This window comes from Flavobacterium sp. KACC 22763, from assembly GCF_028736155.1.
Lineage (GTDB): Bacteria > Bacteroidota > Bacteroidia > Flavobacteriales > Flavobacteriaceae > Flavobacterium.
Window position 1 is genome coordinate 2,551,434 of record NZ_CP117879.1, and the last position, 17,613, is coordinate 2,569,046.

At 33.5% G+C, this 17,613-nt stretch carries 11 protein-coding genes and 1 pseudogene; 9 read left to right on the top strand and 3 right to left on the bottom strand.

Annotated features, from left to right (window positions below; genetic code table 11):
- Positions 1–15 precede the first annotated feature (15 nt).
- On the bottom strand, positions 16–708 hold the full coding sequence (locus PQ463_RS10205; RefSeq protein ID WP_274257659.1) for an SIMPL domain-containing protein: 693 nt from the start codon (positions 706–708) through the stop codon (positions 16–18).
- Between the two features lie 51 nt (positions 709–759).
- A complete protein-coding gene (locus tag PQ463_RS10210; protein ID WP_274257661.1) occupies positions 760–1,398 on the bottom strand; it encodes a rhomboid family intramembrane serine protease in 639 nt (212 codons plus the stop codon).
- A 113-nt stretch (positions 1,399–1,511) separates the two neighbouring features.
- On the opposite strand from PQ463_RS10210, the gene PQ463_RS10215 reads away from it, so the two are divergent.
- Positions 1,512–2,384, top strand: coding sequence for a lysophospholipid acyltransferase family protein (locus PQ463_RS10215; RefSeq protein ID WP_111377205.1), 873 nt, complete (start codon positions 1,512–1,514; stop codon positions 2,382–2,384).
- A 223-nt stretch (positions 2,385–2,607) separates the two neighbouring features.
- Here PQ463_RS10215 and glmM read toward each other — a convergent pair whose 3' ends face one another.
- Positions 2,608–3,996: a phosphoglucosamine mutase gene (gene glmM / locus PQ463_RS10220; RefSeq protein WP_198856239.1), complete on the bottom strand. Its 1,389-nt coding sequence runs from the start codon at positions 3,994–3,996 to the stop codon at positions 2,608–2,610.
- Between the two features lie 205 nt (positions 3,997–4,201).
- Here glmM and PQ463_RS10225 point away from each other — a divergent pair, with 205 nt between their 5' ends.
- From PQ463_RS10225 to PQ463_RS10260, 8 genes and pseudogenes are all read left to right on the top strand, one after another.
- Positions 4,202–4,786 (top strand): acyl carrier protein phosphodiesterase, encoded by a 585-nt coding sequence (locus tag PQ463_RS10225; RefSeq protein WP_274257663.1) that lies wholly within the window; start codon positions 4,202–4,204, stop codon positions 4,784–4,786.
- 21 nt (positions 4,787–4,807) lie between these two features.
- Positions 4,808–6,496, top strand: a complete 1,689-nt coding sequence (gene ggt, locus PQ463_RS10230; protein ID WP_274257664.1) for a gamma-glutamyltransferase — start codon at positions 4,808–4,810, stop codon at positions 6,494–6,496.
- Between the two features lie 73 nt (positions 6,497–6,569).
- The gene (locus PQ463_RS10235) at positions 6,570–8,354 is read left to right on the top strand and encodes a chloride channel protein (protein ID WP_274257666.1); all 1,785 of its coding nucleotides are present in this window, start codon (positions 6,570–6,572) and stop codon (positions 8,352–8,354) included.
- 63 nt (positions 8,355–8,417) lie between these two features.
- Positions 8,418–9,371, top strand: a pseudogene (locus PQ463_RS10240) (Fic family protein).
- Positions 9,372–9,472: 101 nt separating this feature from the next.
- A complete protein-coding gene (gene uvrA / locus PQ463_RS10245; protein ID WP_274257668.1) occupies positions 9,473–12,304 on the top strand; it encodes an excinuclease ABC subunit UvrA in 2,832 nt (943 codons plus the stop codon).
- A gap of 12 nt (positions 12,305–12,316) precedes the next feature.
- Positions 12,317–13,390, top strand: a complete 1,074-nt coding sequence (locus tag PQ463_RS10250; RefSeq protein WP_274257669.1) for a hypothetical protein — start codon at positions 12,317–12,319, stop codon at positions 13,388–13,390.
- A gap of 362 nt (positions 13,391–13,752) precedes the next feature.
- Complete coding sequence (locus PQ463_RS10255) at positions 13,753–14,481, top strand: LOG family protein (protein ID WP_111377213.1); 729 nt, start codon at positions 13,753–13,755, stop codon at positions 14,479–14,481.
- A gap of 299 nt (positions 14,482–14,780) precedes the next feature.
- On the top strand, positions 14,781–17,528 hold the full coding sequence (locus tag PQ463_RS10260; protein ID WP_274257951.1) for a gluzincin family metallopeptidase: 2,748 nt from the start codon (positions 14,781–14,783) through the stop codon (positions 17,526–17,528).
- The last annotated feature ends 85 nt before the right edge of the window (positions 17,529–17,613 follow it).

The following is a 17,613-nucleotide window of genomic DNA, read 5'->3' on the forward strand; positions in this document are numbered from 1 at the left end:
GAATTTTAGAACCGTTTAGTCTAACACAAAACTTACACTAACATTTGCTGTAATTTCGATTTCGCCAATTGCTAAAGTTTCGTTTGAAGCTCCTCCCATTGAGTCTGCTTCTTTCATTCTCATAGCAGCATACATTGGCTGTGGACGGTAAATTTGAGAGTTATCAGAGATTGTAAACGCCTTACCTACTTTTTGCCCCAAAACAGAAACGTACTCTTCTGCTTTTGTTTTAGCATCTTTCATCGCTAATTTTCTAGCTTCAGATTCGTATTGCGCTAATTTAGATGATTCAAAAGAAACTCTGTCGATTCTGTTAATTCCTTGTTGAACCAAACCTTCCATTAATTCATCATACTTAGCCAAATCTTTCACTACAATTTCTACCGTTTGTGTAGCGTTATAAGAAGTTTTCTTTTTCTCATAATCGTACTGCGGATTAAGAGCTACTTGTTTTGTTTTGAAATCTGCTGTTGGGATATTCATTTTTTTGATGAATTTTAAAACAGCATCCATCTTTTCGTCATTTTGTTTTTTAACGTCTTTAGCATTATTCCCTTTTGTTTCAACCGAAGCTGAAATACAAACCTGATCAGGTGCTACTTTTACTTTTCCTTCTCCATTAACATTAATTAAAGGAACTTGTTTGATTTCTTGGCCGTAAGACATAGTCATAAACATGATTGTTAAAAATAATACTAGTTTTTTCATTTTTGTTAAATTTTAATGTTTGACAAGAGCATTCCAAAAGTTGTGCCAAGCTTAGAGTTTTCCCAATTTTGCCATTCCAAAAAGGATCAAAATTGGAATCGCAAGCAGAATTACCATCAATGTATGGTCTGTAAATAATGATGGCATTTTTATTAAAGTAATCAAATACCCTCCTATAGCACCTCCAAAGTGTGCTGTATGCCCAATATTGTCATTTTTGGCTTTCATTCCGTAAATTGAGTACAATAGATACAAAATTCCAAAAATATAAGCCGGCATCGAAATGACAAAAAATATTCCGAGCATCATGTCAGGCTGCAGTAATATTGCCGAATACAAAACTCCGGTTACAGCTCCAGAAGCTCCAACGGCTCTGTAACTATAATCATTTTTATGAAACAACATGGTAAGAAGGCTTCCAAAAATTAAGCTTCCAAAATAAACCAAGATAAAAGAAAAATTACCTAGCCAGCCTAAAACTACAGGAGCAAAAAAATACAAAGTCAACATGTTAAAAATCAAATGCATCATATCTACATGCAGAAAACCAGACGAAAGCATTCTAATTTGCTCTCCAGAACGAATGCTTCCTACGTGAAATTCGTATTTTCTAAAAAAATAAAGATCATTAAAACCTTTGTAACTAATAACAACGTTCGCAACGATAATCGCTATTAAAATAATATTCATGAGTATTAATTATTGTGAATTGTAAATATAGTCATTCTTAAAGATAAGTTAGCAAGAATGCAAAATATCGATCGCTAATCATTTTTTAATTTATCTTTGTCAAAAAAATTTACATGCAGTTTCTTGTTTATATTTTAGCCTACCCTTTACTTTGGCTTATCTCTATACTTCCTTTTCCGATATTTTACTTATTCTCAGATTTTGTCTGTTTTTTGGTATATAGAGTGATCGGATATCGTAAAAAAGTAGTTCGCGAGAATCTTGCGCTTACTTTACCTCATTTAAATGATGCGGAAAGAAAAGTAATCGAAAAGAAATTCTACAAGCATATGTGCGACCTGTTTCTGGAAATGGTGAAAACCATGAGTATGTCTCCAGAGGAAATGGAAAGAAGATTTCATGTAACAAACATTGATCTTGTGCTTGATTATGCTAAAAGAGGAAAAAGCGTAATTCTTGTGGCTTCACATTATGCAAGTTATGAATGGCTTTTAACCATTAATCCCAAACTCGGATTTCAAGGGGTTGCGGTTTACAAAAGGCTGGCTAATCCTTATTTTGACAGATTAATTCGAAAAATCCGTTCTAAATACAATACCGAAATGATCGAAACCAGAAAAGCGATTCCAACAATGGCAAAAAACCAGCGTGAGGGCATTTTAAGCCTTTATGGTTTAGCAAGCGATCAATCGCCAAAGATGGAAAGGATTTTTCATTCGATGAAATTTATGGGTGTTGAAGTTCCTGTGCATACGGGCGCCGAAACATTGGCAAAAAAATATGATTTGGCAGTACTTTTTGTAGAGGTTAAAAAAGTTAGAAGAGGCTATTATGAAGCTACATTTATTCCTCTTGCTGATAATCCGAAAGAATTTGAAAACTTTAAAATTACTGAAATGTATCTTAAAGAAGTAGAAAAACAGATTCTAGAAGCTCCCGAATTTTATTTGTGGACGCACAAAAGATGGAAGCACAGAATTGAATAAATTTAATTTTAACACATTGAAACATAGAATTTTATCGTTTCGTTTTAAGATTAAAGAAAAAGCTAGCTTTAACACATAGCTCTATGTGTATTTATCCAAAAGTGAAACGCTTTTAATAAGTTCCAAAAAGCTATTTTTCTATGTGTTAACCATAATACAATCAAACAGAAAAAGCCTCTTTAGAAATTTCCAAAGAGGCTTTTTTATTTCAAAAACTGAAATCTTAGATCCCAGCAATTACTTTAATTTCATCAATAATTCGAAGTGCTAATTTATCTGCTGCATCCTGAGAAGGCGCTTCAGTATAAATACGAATAATTGGCTCTGTGTTTGATTTTCTTAAATGAACCCATTCTGTCGCAAAATCAATTTTTACACCATCAATTGTCGAGATATCTTCGTTTTTGTATTTCTCCGTCATTTGAGTTAAAATTGCATCAACATCGATTTGCGGAGTCAATTCAATTTTATTTTTGCTCATGTAGTATTCTGGATAAGAAGCTCTCAAAGCAGAAACCGGCATTTTTTTGTTTGCTAAATGCGTTAAAAACAAAGCAACTCCAACCAAACTGTCTCTTCCGTAGTGCAACTCTGGATAGATAATTCCACCGTTACCTTCACCACCAATTATTGCATTGTTTTTCTTCATCAACTCTACTACGTTCACCTCTCCTACTGCACTTGCTTCATAACTTCCGCCATGCGCTTTTGTAACATCTCTTAAAGCACGAGAAGATGACATATTAGAAACTGTATTTCCTGGAGTTTTACTTAAAACATAATCTGCACAGGCAACTAAAGTATATTCTTCGCCAAACATTTCACCGTCTTCACTAATAAAAGCCAAACGATCTACATCTGGATCTACCACGATACCAAAATCAGCTTTTTCTTTTACAACTAATTCAGAAATATCCGTTAAATGCTCTTTTAAAGGTTCTGGGTTGTGTGGGAAATGTCCGTTTGGTTCACAATATAATTCCACCACTTCTACTCCCATTAATTTTAGAAGTTTCGGAATAATAATTCCTCCTGAAGAATTTACACCATCGACAACCACTTTAAACTTAGCTTCTTTAACCGCTTCAATATCAACCAATGGCAAGTTTAAAACTTCATCGATATGAATATCCATGTAAGCGTCATTAGAAATAACTTCGCCTAAACTATCCACATCAGAAAAATCAAAAGCTTCTGCTTCAGCAATTTCAAGAATTTTTGCACCGTCAGCTCCACTTAAAAATTCACCTTTAGCATTTAATAATTTTAAAGCATTCCATTGTTTTGGATTGTGAGATGCTGTTAAGATAATTCCTCCGTCAGCTTTTTCCAACGGAACAGCCACTTCAACAGTTGGTGTTGTAGAAAGCCCAAGATCAATTACATCGATTCCTAAACCAATTAAAGTATTCACAACTAAATTATGAATCATTGGTCCAGAAATTCTAGCATCACGGCCAATTACAACTGTCAATTTATCTTTAGCAATATTGTTTTTTAAGAAAGTTCCGTATGCCGACGCAAATTTTACAGCATCAACAGGAGTTAAATTGTCTCCTACTTTTCCTCCGATCGTTCCGCGGATTCCAGAAATAGATTTTATTAGAGTCATTTTTGTGAGTTAGGGTTATTTTTTTACAAATATAAAAAAGTTACTGAGTTACTAAGGTGCTAAGTTTCTAAGATTTTGAATTTAGTCCATAGGAAACTACTTGCATCTCGTTATTTTTATAACAAAATGATTTGAAAAAGTTTTTATACATTTACTAAAATAACTTAGAATCTTAGAAATTTCGATTCTTAGAAACTTACAAAAAATGAATTTCTTAGCCCATATATATCTTTCTGGAGACAATGATTTAATTAAAATCGGGAATTTTATGGCGGATGGAATTCGCGGTAAACAGTTTGAGCATTTTCCCGAAGATGTACAAAAAGGAATTTTACTGCATCGATTCATTGACACTTATACCGATTCTCACGATATTTTTAGAAAAAGCACCAAACGCCTTCACGAGCGATACCATCATTATGCGGGAGTTATTGTAGATATTGTTTACGATCATTTCTTAGCCAAAAACTGGACGCAATATTCTGACGAAGAATTAGAGCTTTTTGTTAAACGGTTTTATCATTCCTTACATGATAATTATGATATTTTAACCGAAAAAACACAAGGTTTAATGCCTTATATGATTGAAAGAAACTGGCTTTTGAGTTATCGAACCACTGAAGGAATCCAGAACATTTTGACGCAAATGGACAGAAGATCTAAAAATATTTCACAAATGCAGTTTGCTGTTGAAGAACTTACTGAGTTTTATGATGAGTTTGAAGAAGAATTCACACTTTTCTTTGATGAAATGAGAACAAAAGCCAAAGAAAAACTACTTTCTCTTTAAGTGAATTTAATTTTATTGCACATGAAAAAAATTACGATTTTAATCGCCCTCTTATATATAAGCAGCAGCAATGCACAACAGACAACGCCAAACCCAACTGGACTAGTTGTTACAAAAGCAATGGTGGTTTCTGCTCGTGAAGAAGCCTCAAAAATTGGTTCTGACATTATGAAAAATGGAGGAAACGCTTTTGACGCCATGGTCGGAACTGAATTAGCTCTTGCAGTTGCTTTTCCGTTTGCAGGAAACATCGGCGGCGGCGGATTTATGGTGTATAGAAAAGCAAATGGCGAAGTTGGTTCTTTGGATTATCGCGAAAAAGCGCCACTGGCAGCCACAAAAGATATGTTTTTGGATAGCGAAGGAAATGTTATAAAAGGAAAAAGTACTCAGACAGCACTTGCCATTGGCGTTCCAGGGACTATTGCAGGTGTTTTTGCTGTTCATAAAAAATATGGTACAATGCCTATTTCTAAGATCCTTGAGCCTGTAATTGCTTTAGCAGAAAGAGGGGTTGTAGTGACTAAAAAACAGGAGAAAAGCTTAAAGGATTATCATGAAAGCATTGTAAAAATAAATGGAGAAAACTCGCTCTTATCTGGCAGCTTCAAAGAAAACGACACTATCAAATATCCGGCTTTAGCCAAAACTTTAAAAAGAATTCAGAAAAAAGGAAGAAACGAATTTTACAAAGGTGAAACGGCAAAAATCTTAGTCAATTATCTTAAGGAAAAAGGTGGCATTATCACAATGCAGGATTTATCGAAATATGAAGCTAAATGGAGAACACCATTACAGTTTACTTATAAAGGTTTAAAAATCACTTCGATGGCTCCGCCAAGCAGCGGTGGAATCTGTCTGGCTCAAATCTTAAAAATGCTAGAACCTTATGATTTAGCCAAAATGGGACATAATTCTGCAGATGCCATTCAGGTAATTGTTGAAGCGGAAAGAAGAGCTTATGCCGATAGAAGCTACTTTTTAGGCGATCCAGATTTTGTCAAAATTCCGATGAAAGAATTATTAGACGAAAATTACCTTCGTGAGAGAATGGCTAGTTTTAATCCGGAAAAAGCAACTTTATCTAGCGAAATAAAAGAAGGAAAAGTAAATTATGCCGAAAGCACAGAAACTACTCACTATTCAATTGTAGATCAATTCGGGAATGCTATTGCTGCTACGACAACTTTGAATGACGGTTATGGCTCTAAATATTATTGTGACGAACTTGGTTTCTTTTTAAATAATGAAATGGACGATTTTAGTGCCAAACCAGGTTCTCCAAATATGTTCGGTTTGGTTGGAAATGAAGCCAACAGCATCGCTCCGCAAAAACGAATGCTAAGCTCAATGACACCAACCATTGTAGAAAAAGACGGAAAACTTTTTATGGTGGTAGGAACTCCAGGAGGTTCAACTATTATAACTTCCGTTTTGCAAACAATTCTAAATGTTTATGAATATAATTTAAGCATGCAGGAAGCTGTAAATGCTCCGCGTTTTCATCATCAGTGGCTGCCAGATTTAATTACTTTTGAACCTAACACTTTTGAAAGCAAAACTATTGACAAGTTAAAAGCTAAGAGTTACATTATCAACGAAAAACCAACTCCAATTATCGGAAAAGTAGATGCTATTTTGGTTTTGCCAGACCATACATTAGAAGGAGGAGCTGACTTTAGAGGCGATGATAAAGCTATTGGTTTTTAATAGTCCTAAGTTTTTATTTTTTTAATCTAACATTATAATCTAATTTTGTAAGACAGATAATTTTTAAAACATAATGATAAAAAAATATTTCAGACGACTTGAAAGTATAATTGCTTTGGCTCAATCTTTAATGACTCCAAAACAGTTCCTTTTTTTATCTAGCGTTTTAACTGGAATATCATGTGCTTTTGCCGTGATTGCCCTTAAAACATTCGCCCACAGCGTCTTCTCTTTTGCCACATACATTAATGGAATTCTAAAACTGAGTTTCATCAACAGTATTTTGCCCATTATTGGTATTACATTAACCGTTTTTGTTGTAAATAAAGTTCTTAACGGAAGTATACAAAAAGGAACTTCTCAGATACTTTATGCTGTTGCCAAAAAAGCCAGCATTATCCCCAAAAAACAAATGTACGCGCAGATTGTAACCAGTTCGTTAACGGTTGGATTAGGAGGTTCGGCAGGTTTAGAGAGTCCCATCGTAATTACTGGAGCAGCATTTGGTTCAAATTATGCCCAGAATTATAAGATGCAATATAAAGATCGAACTTTATTAATTGGATGCGGAGTCGCAGCTGGAATCGCAGCAGCGTTCAACGCCCCAATTGCTGGAGTTCTTTTTGCTATTGAAGTTTTATTGGTAGATGTCAGCATTTCTGCTTTTACCCCAATTATGATTTCGGCTGCAACAGGTGCTTTGGTTTCTGCAATTGTGCTAGACGAAAGCATACTTTTAAGTTTCAAAAAACAGGAAACATTTGATTATCATAACATCCCCTTTTATGTTATTTTAGGTGTGCTCACTGGATTGGCTGCAATTTACTACTCAAGAAATTTCCAAAGAGTAGAACATTATTTTGCCAAACAACAAATCAATCCATATAAAAAAGCGTTGATTGGGTCATCGTTATTGGCACTGTTGATTTTTATTTTTCCAACACTTTTTGGTGAAGGATATGAGAGCATCAAAACCCTGTCTAATACAGATCCGGGACAATTATTAGACAATACTTTATTTGCCGATTTTAGAAACAATCAATGGGTTTTGCTTTTATTTATTGGCGCTACTATGATGGTTAAAGTATTTGCTTCGGGCTTAACTCTTGGAAGCGGAGGAAATGGAGGGAACTTTGCTCCTTCTCTATTCTTAGGATCTTATTTGGGATATTTCTTTTCTAAACTAGTTACACTTATCGGCTTATCAAAACTTCCTATCAGTAATTTTACAATGGTCGGAATGGCTGGAATTCTAAGTGGTTTATTTCATGCTCCTCTGACTGCCATCTTCTTAATTGCTGAAATTACTGGAGGTTACGGATTAATGATTCCGCTAATGATTGTTTCTTCCATCAGTTTTGCCATTTCTAAACGTTTTGAAAAGTATTCGCTTGACGTAAAAGGATTAGCCAAAAAAGGCCATGCGTTTACAAGCAATAAAGATTCTAATATTTTATCAACTTTAGATATCGATTCGATTATTCAGTGTGATTATTTGACAGTGCATCCAGATGAAAATTTGACTAAACTGGTTGATCTTATTTCGCATTCCAACCAAGTTGTTTTTGCAGTTGTAAATAATGAAAAAGATTTGGTCGGAGTAGTTCACTTTAATGATATTCGAGAGATTATTTTCAATACTTACCGTGTAAAATATACTTTTATTAGAGACGTAATGAAAGTACCAACAACTACAATTTCTACACTTGACAGCATGGAAATTGTAATGCGAAAATTTGAAACTTCAAAATCTGCCTTTCTTCCTGTTTTAAGAGATGGAAAATACCACGGATTTATTTCCAAATCAATAGCACTCGAAGCTTACAGAACAAAACTTCGTTCCATGACTATTGAATAGCCTTAATATCGGATACGTTAAAAATTTTATTTATCCGATATTAAGAAGTATCTTTGTAGGATTATGTTTAATATTGACCTAACATACAGAGAAGAATTTCAATCAACCTTTGATCGATTGTACCAAAAAAGGCAAGAACTGCAAAACAGCAGACCATTGCCTAATATTGCCTTGAATAAAATACGAGAAAGTCTTTCTCTAGAATGGACTTACAACTCAAACAGTATTGAAGGAAATACACTTAGTTTGAGAGAAACCCAAATGGTTATTCAAGAAGGAATTACCATTAAAGGAAAATCGCTGCGTGAACATTTTGAAACCCATAATCATGACAAAGCTATTGATTACCTCTACACTATTGTTGATGAGAATTATAAACTAAGAAGTATCGATATTCTGTCTATTCATGGTTTGGCAATGCGTTCCATCGAGGAAGATTTTGCTGGAAGAATTCGTAACGGAGGAGTTCGAATTTCAGGAGCTAATTTCATGCCTCCAAATGCTAATAAAGTTTCAGATTATTTAGACGAGCTAATCGAGTTTATCAATACAAATCCTTTAGATTTAAACGATATAGAATTGGCAACAATCTACCATCATAAACTAGTCTAGATTCATCCTTTTTTTGATGGAAATGGGCGCACGGTTCGATTAAGCATGAATTTATTATTGATGCGAAGTGGTTTTCCGCCTGCTATTATTCTAAAAAATGATCGCAAGAAATATTACGAAGCGCTCAATCAAGCAAATAATGGAAATTATCAAAAATTGACGCTTTTAATGTGTCAGGCACTCGAAAGAACGCTTAATATTTATCTTGGCGCGATGCCTGAAAGCCCTTATGACTATCAGTCAATTCAAAATATTGTGAGCGAACCAAATACACCTTATAGTCAAGAATATGTTAGTTTATTGGCCAGAACAGGAAAAATTGATGCTTACAAAGAAGGCCGAAATTGGTATACCACCAAAGAAGCCATTGAAAACTATATGGCAACCCGAAAAAGAAAGCGCTAGTTTATACTAGCGTTTTTTGTTACTAATTGTAACATAAAGTTTTGCTATCGAGCACTAAAAGAACAAATCAAAGTGGTAACTTTGCGTTTTTGCTCAAAATTATGCTAGATAAAGACAATACTATTGAAGTTCTTGGTGCAAGAGTTCATAATCTAAAAAATATCGATATATCTATTCCGCGTGAAAAACTGGTTGTAATTACTGGTTTATCAGGTTCGGGAAAATCTTCTTTGGCATTTGATACTATTTATGCTGAGGGGCAGCGTCGCTATGTTGAAACGTTTTCTGCCTATGCGAGACAATTCCTTGGCGGATTGGAGCGCCCTGATGTAGATAAAATCGACGGCCTTTCTCCTGTAATTGCGATTGAACAAAAAACAACAAGTAAAAGTCCGCGCTCTACGGTTGGAACGATTACTGAAATTTACGATTTCCTTAGACTTTTATATGCACGTGGTGCAGATGCGTACAGTTATAACACGGGCGAAAAAATGGTTTCGTACTCTGATGAACAGATTAAAGATCTGATTATTCAGGATTATAGCGGAAAACGAATCAATATTCTAGCGCCAGTAATTAAAGCCAGAAAAGGGCATTATGCGGAATTATTCCAGCAGATTACCAAACAAGGATTCTTGAAAGTTCGTGTAAACGGCGAAGTTCAAGATTTGGTTGCAGGAATGAAATTGGATCGTTACAAAACACACGATATTGAGATTGTTGTTGATAGAATGGTAATCGAAGATAATTCTGATACGCAAAAAAGATTATCAGAAAGCATCAATACTGCGATGCATCACGGTGAAGATGTCTTGATGATTTTAGATCAGGATTCTAATGAAGTGCGTTATTTCAGCCGTAATTTAATGTGTCCTTCAACAGGAATATCGTACCAAAATCCAGAACCAAATTTATTCTCTTTCAACTCTCCAAAAGGTGCTTGTCCGCATTGCAATGGATTGGGAACAGTACACGAAATCAACGTTAAAAAGATTATTCCGAATCCGAAATTATCTATAAAAGCAGGTGGTTTTGCTCCGCTTGGCGAATACAAATCTTCATGGATTTTCAAACAATTGGAAACTATTGGAGAAAAATTCGGATTTAAAATTACGGATCCGATTGAAAAGATTCCAGAAGAAGCCATGCAAATGATTTTGTATGGCGGAAAAGATAAATTTTCAATCAACTCAAAAGATCTTGGCGTAACAAGGGAATATAAAATTGATTTTGAGGGAATTTCCAACTTCATCAAAAATCAATATGACGAAAGTGCCACAACCAGCATAAAACGTTGGGCAAAAGATTTTATGGACGAAATTAACTGTCCTGTTTGTGATGGCTCACGCCTTAAAAAAGAAGCATTATTTTTTAGGGTAAATGAAAAAAATATCACCGAATTGTGTGATATGGATATTTCAGATTTAACAGCTTGGTTTCAAGATTTAAATAGCCATTTGACAGACAAACAGCTTTTAATTGCATCTGAAGTTGTAAAAGAAATCAAAGACCGTTTGAATTTCTTGATGAATGTTGGTTTGAATTATCTGGCTTTAAGCCGAAGTTCAAAATCGCTTTCTGGTGGTGAAGCACAGCGTATTCGTCTAGCAACACAAATTGGTTCGCAATTGGTTGGCGTTTTATATATTTTGGATGAACCAAGTATTGGTTTACACCAAAGAGATAATGAAAAACTAATTCATTCTTTGGAACAATTACGCGATATCGGAAACTCTGTTATTGTGGTTGAACACGATAAAGACATGATCGAAACAGCAGATTATGTTATTGATATTGGCCCAAAAGCGGGTAAATATGGTGGAGAAATCATCAGTATTGGGACACCGAAAGAAACTTTAGCTTCGAACACTATTACCGCTCAATATTTGAATGGTAAAATGAAATTTGACATTCCGAAGAAAAGGAGAAAAGGAAATGGCAAATTCTTAAAACTGACTGGAGCAACAGGAAATAACTTAAAAAATGTTTCTATTGAAATTCCATTAGGTCAATTAACCTGTGTTACAGGAGTTTCTGGAAGTGGAAAATCGACTTTAATTAACGAAACGCTTTATCCTATTTTAAATGCGTATTATTTTAATGGCGTAAAAAAACCGCAACCTTATAAAAAGATTGAAGGTTTAGAACATATCGACAAAGTAATTGATATTGACCAAAGTCCGATTGGAAGAACACCACGTTCGAATCCTGCAACATATACAGAGGTTTTCACTGAAATCAGAAATCTGTTCACTATGACTTCTGAAAGTATGATTCGTGGTTATAAAGCAGGACGTTTTAGCTTTAACGTAAAAGGCGGACGTTGCGAAACCTGCGAAGGTTCTGGTGTAAGAACAATCGAAATGAACTTTTTACCGGACGTTTACGTAGAATGTGAAACGTGTCAAGGCAAACGTTTCAACAGAGAAACTTTAGAAATTAGATATAAAGGGAAATCTATTTCTGATGTTTTGGATATGACGGTTGATGAAGCGGTTCCGTTTTTTGAAAACATTCCGAAGATTTATAGAAAAATCAAAACCATTCAAGATGTTGGTTTGGGCTACATTACACTTGGTCAGCAAAGCACAACACTTTCGGGTGGTGAAGCACAACGTATTAAATTGGCAGGAGAATTGTCTAAAAAAGATACTGGAAATACATTTTATATTCTAGATGAGCCAACAACAGGTTTGCACTTTGAAGACATTCGCGTTTTGATGGAAGTAATCAATAAATTGGTTGATAAAGGAAATACAATTTTGGTAATCGAACATAATATGGACGTTATCAAACTTGCCGATTATATTATTGACATTGGTCCAGAAGGCGGAAAAGGCGGCGGTCAATTGGTTGCCAAAGGAACGCCAGAAGAAGTGGCTCAGAATAAAAAGAGTTATACGGCTAAGTTTTTGAAAAAAGAGCTAGAGTAATATTTTAAATATATGAAGAAAATCATTTTCCTTTTGTTATTGGTAAATCACGCTATATTTAGTCAGCAAATAGAAACTTTTAATGACCCTAAAAATTATTATCAAGTTGCAATCAGTGATTTTAAAATTAACCCAACACTACATGTTTTTCCAACTAACCAAAAAGATCTTGATTTTAAAAAGGGAAAACCTATTAAAAATATTAGCTGCTATTATGATGATAATACTGCAAAAACATATTATATCGAATTTACGCCTGATGGTAAAATAACGAAGAATGAAGATTTTTATCGAAACCAAAAAATCATATTTAATTACTCTAAAGAAATCATTACTAGACAGCACTATGAAATTAGAAACGACAAATCAGAAAGATTAAGTTCTATAGATAGTATTGTTTATAATCACAACAATAATATTGTAAGAAAATCATTAACTAATTATGATTTAAAACAAAAAATTTATGAAATAAATGTTACTGATTATGAATATTTAGAAAAAAATAAATTAGCAAAAATGTATCAATATAGCATCGCAGAAAATATGCCATACCTTGCTGGAAATTTATCTATTTATGAGTACAAAATGAGTATCATTACAGAAAAAAAATATCATTTTGAAAATAATAATCATAGCTCGAAAAAATTAAAAAAGGATTCAATAACAATTAATCCCAATTTCAGTAAAAATGTTTATTACCTAAACAAAAAAGGAGAAATTTCAAAATTTGATCATTTTTACAAAGATAAGAGTATAGATAAATCAACTAATCTAAAATATGACGATTTCAGTAAAATCACTTCAATTACTTCTACTTATTTTGATGAACCTGATACTCAAACTTTTAAATTTGACATTAATAATAACCTTACGGAATTGACTTATGATGGAGCAATTCGAAAATGCAAATACGATAAAAATAATAATCTCATATCTGATATATTAACCGATAAGGAGACTAATCAAAATATTTTCGCTATACAGCAAAAATATCAGTATGACACAAACAATAACTGGACTTCAATTGTAATTTTTAAAAATGGATCTTTTGATACCAAAATGACTCGAAAAATAAATTATTATTAAAACACTGTTTTTTCATCGCACAGATCACTGATATTCAAAACAAATCGATAAAACAAAACTTTATCTCTCCACTTTTACAATCTAATAATTTCGTATTTCTATAACAATTCTAGAAAAAAGCGTTAATTTAGTGTCCGCTTTTTTTGAAAAATTCAAGCTTTTTAAAGAAAACATGTTTCAATTAAACCGAATGTTTATTTGAAACCAACTGCCCTAGCCCTGATGGGAGCGGCATCCTTTTGTGGCGGGGTTCGCCACAAAAGATATAGCGGACAGCAGGAATCAGCTCCTTCCTTCGACTACGCTCAGGATGACAAAATGGGACAAAAACATAAATAAAATAATAAATTAAAATACCTAAAATGAGATTAGAAGATTTTGATAATGATGAAGATAAAGTAATTCAGGATCGTTTGAAACAAAGAACCTGGAATGAAATTAAAACCAATGACAGCTGGGCAATTTTTAAAATTATGTCTGAGTTTGTAAATGGTTACGAAGCAATGGGACGTATTGGTCCTTGTGTTTCTATTTTTGGATCGGCAAGAACAAAACCAGATGACAAGTACTATCAATTGGCAGAAAAAATCGCTTATAAAATCAGTAAAGCAGGTTACGGTGTGATTACAGGAGGTGGTCCCGGAATTATGGAAGCTGGAAATAAAGGTGCGCATTTGGGCGGAGGAACTTCGGTTGGTTTAAATATCGAACTTCCGTTTGAACAGCATTTTAATCCGTATATTGATCACGATAAAAACTTGAATTTCGACTATTTCTTTGTGAGAAAAGTAATGTTCGTAAAGTATTCGCAAGGGTTTGTAGTTATGCCAGGAGGTTTTGGAACTTTGGACGAAATGTTTGAAGCAATCACTTTGATTCAGACTAAGAAAATTGGAAAATTCCCTATTATTCTAGTTGGAGTTGAATTCTGGTCTGGCTTGATCGAATGGGTTAAAACTGTTTTGGTTGAAAAAATGCATACAGTAAGCCCTGAAGATTTGAATTTATTTAAAATTGTAGACACAGAAGACGAAGTTGTAGAAGCATTGGATAAATTCTACAAAAAGTACGATTTAAGTCCGAATTTCTAATTTTCAAAACCATATAAGTAATATAAGCTCATTTAAAAGTATATTTTTAAGCTTTGCGCTAAATACACTTATATCACTCATATGGTTAAAATATACTGCAAATACGCAAAAATTGAAAGCTGTTTTTTTAAACAGCTTTTTTTATACTATTTTTACAAAAATCCGTAACTTCAATATGTCCGTAACATAAGTATCTCTTATAACTTTTAAGCCATTATTTGAAAGCACTTTATAAAATTATTTGCCTCGTTTTAGTTTTATTATTCTCGATAAAACTTACTGCACAACATCAATCTAAGATGGAAGTGGCGGTAAATCTTGAACTTAAAACACTGAACATAAAACAGGATATTACGTATCATAATAATACAAATGATACTCTGACTTCAATTGTTTTGAATGATTGGAATAATGCTTTTGCAGACAAAAATACGCCCTTGGCAAAACGTTTTTCTGATGAATTCTACAGAGGTTTCCACTTGGCGAAAGCGGCAGATAGAGGAAAAACCACAATTATAAATCTGACTGAAACCAATTTTTCAGCTCTTGAATGGGAAAGAAGTGCTGCAGATCCTGACTATGTTACGGTTCGATTGAATCGTAAACTTCTTCCAAACGAAAAAATTGATTTGCATCTTAATTATATTGTAAAAATTCCAAACGATAAGTTTACTCATTTTGGATTTACTCAAAATGGCGGTATGGCATTAAAAAATTGGTTTTTAAGTCCTGCCCGTTTTGAAAATGGCTTTTTTGTAAAGTACAACAATTTCAATCTGGATGATATTGCCAACGCCGTAAGTGATTATGAAGTGGAAATTAAGATTCCTAATCAGTATTCCATAACGACCGATTTAAATTCGGTTTCGAAAGATTCAACCAATCAGGGCTATAGTATTTATTCTTTTTCAGGCAAAAACAGAACCGATCTAAATCTTTATATCGAAAAGCAAAATAGCTTTAGAACTTATGACAATGGCTCTTTACAGGTTCTAACGAATTTAAAAAATAAAAAAATAGACGAATACCAGAAAGCTATTATTATTAATCGCGTGGTTTCTTATGCTGAGAAGTTTATTGGCAAATATCCGCACGAAAGAATTACCGTTTCTCAGGCAGATTATGATAGAAATCCATTTTATGGTTTAAATCAGTTGCCCTCTTTTATCAGTCCATTTCAAGACGACTTTATTTTTGAAATTCAATTTCTAAAGACTTTTTTAAACAATTACCTCAAAAGCAGTCTGCGTTTAGATCCTAGAAAAGATAATTGGGTTTATGACGGAATCCAGATTTATACCATGATGAAGTACATGGAAGAACATCATCAGGATGAAAAAATGCTGGGAAAACTTTCAGATATGAAACTCTTTAAAAGTTATCATATTACCAATCTGACTTTTAATGAGCAATACAGTTATTATTATATGCTTATGGCGCGTAAAAACTTGGATCAGCCTCTTGGTGATCCAAAAAATACGCTCATAAAATTTAACGAACAAATTGCCAGTAAATATCGTGCAGGTTTAAGTTTGAGTTATTTGGATGATTACCTTAATCATGACATTGTTCCTAAAAGTGTAAAAGAATTTTACAATCTTAACCAAATTGGACAGTCTAATCGATACGATTTTGAAAAAATCTTAACTCAAAAGAGCCAAAAAAATATCGATTGGTTCTTTAAAACCATTATCGATTCGAGAGATATTATCGATTATAAATTTTCTAATGTTTCCAGAACGGCAGATAGCATTACGTTTTCGATTAAAAATAAAACCGGAATCTACGCTCCTATTCCAATTTATGGAGTTAAAAAGAAGGAAGTAGTTTTTAAACAATGGATAGAGCCCAAAACAAAAGATTCAGTTTACGAAATCAGCAGAAAAAATGCAGATAAAATTGTCATTAATTATGACAATGAAGTTCCAGAGTACAACCAGAGAAACAATTGGAGATCTCTAAAACATGTTTCTCTGAACCGTCCTTTAAAATTTAATTTTGCTAAAGATTTAGAAGACCCATACTACAATCAGATTTTATATATTCCGACATTAAACTATAACTTATATGATGGTTTTACACCGGGAGTTCGTTTTCAAAATAAAACCATTTTAGACAAACCTTTTAATTTTGATATTAATCCGGCGTATTCCATAAAGGCAGGAACAATTTCTGGTTCGTCAGCCTTTTCATGGAATCAGTACTATAGAAACAGTACTTTATTCAATGTCCGATATTCTATCAGTCAAAATTATTTTCATTATGCGCCAGACGCTACTTATTTGAGATTAAATCCAATGGTGGTGTTTCGCATACGCGAAAAAGATTTCAGAGATAATAGAAAACAAACATTTTTATTTCGCCAGGTTATTGTAAACCGTGAAGCCAGCAGTTATATAACAGATAATTCAGAACCAAATTATTCAGTATTTAATGCGCGTTATGCTAATACAAAAACAGAATTAATTGATCATTTTAGCTTTATGACCGATCTGCAGTTTTCTGGAGGATTCGGAAAAGTTGCGGGAGAAGTAGAATACAGAAGATTGTTTGAAAACAATAAAAAGTTAAACTTAAGATTATACGCAGGAAGTTTCTTGTACAACACAACAAATTCAGATTATTTCAGTTTTGGCTTAGACCGTCCGACTGATTATTTATTTGATTATAATTTATTTGGAAGATCAGAAAGCACAGGATTTTTTAGCCAACAATATGTAATTGCCGAAGGAGGTTTCAAATCACAATTAGAGCCTTCTTACGCCAATCAATGGATGGCAACTCTAAACGCAAGTTATGCCGTATGGAACTGGGTTGAGCTTTACGGAGACATTGGTTTCTTGAAAAACAAACACCAAAGTGAGTTCTTTGCCTACGATTCTGGAGTGCGTTTAAATCTTGTTCCTGACTACTTTGAACTCTATTTCCCTGTTTATTCTAATAATGGATGGGAAATAACACAGCCTAAATACAATGAAAAAATACGATTTATAATCACATTTTCACCAAAAACGTTAGTCACACTTTTTACCCGAAAATGGTTTTAATCAAATGAATTTTAAACAAAAACTTGCGAAATTATCAATAAAATTAAATTTTACATAAAAATCACATAAATAAAATACGTAGTTT

Excerpts from the sequence above, each read along its gene's own strand:
- PQ463_RS10215 (WP_111377205.1), top strand. The coding sequence starts at position 1,512 with ATGCAGTTTCTTGTTTATATTTTAGCCTACCCTTTACTTTGGCTTATC.
- PQ463_RS10225 (WP_274257663.1), top strand. The coding sequence starts at position 4,202 with ATGAATTTCTTAGCCCATATATATCTTTCTGGAGACAATGATTTAATT.
- PQ463_RS10255 (WP_111377213.1), top strand. The coding sequence starts at position 13,753 with ATGAGATTAGAAGATTTTGATAATGATGAAGATAAAGTAATTCAGGAT.
- ggt (WP_274257664.1), top strand. The coding sequence starts at position 4,808 with ATGAAAAAAATTACGATTTTAATCGCCCTCTTATATATAAGCAGCAGC.
- PQ463_RS10260 (WP_274257951.1), top strand. The coding sequence starts at position 14,781 with ATGGAAGTGGCGGTAAATCTTGAACTTAAAACACTGAACATAAAACAG.
- uvrA (WP_274257668.1), top strand. The coding sequence starts at position 9,473 with ATGCTAGATAAAGACAATACTATTGAAGTTCTTGGTGCAAGAGTTCAT.
- PQ463_RS10210 (WP_274257661.1), bottom strand. The coding sequence starts at position 1,398 with ATGAATATTATTTTAATAGCGATTATCGTTGCGAACGTTGTTATTAGT.
- PQ463_RS10235 (WP_274257666.1), top strand. The coding sequence starts at position 6,570 with ATGATAAAAAAATATTTCAGACGACTTGAAAGTATAATTGCTTTGGCT.
- PQ463_RS10250 (WP_274257669.1), top strand. The coding sequence starts at position 12,317 with ATGAAGAAAATCATTTTCCTTTTGTTATTGGTAAATCACGCTATATTT.
- PQ463_RS10205 (WP_274257659.1), bottom strand. The coding sequence starts at position 708 with ATGAAAAAACTAGTATTATTTTTAACAATCATGTTTATGACTATGTCT.
- glmM (WP_198856239.1), bottom strand. The coding sequence starts at position 3,996 with ATGACTCTAATAAAATCTATTTCTGGAATCCGCGGAACGATCGGAGGA.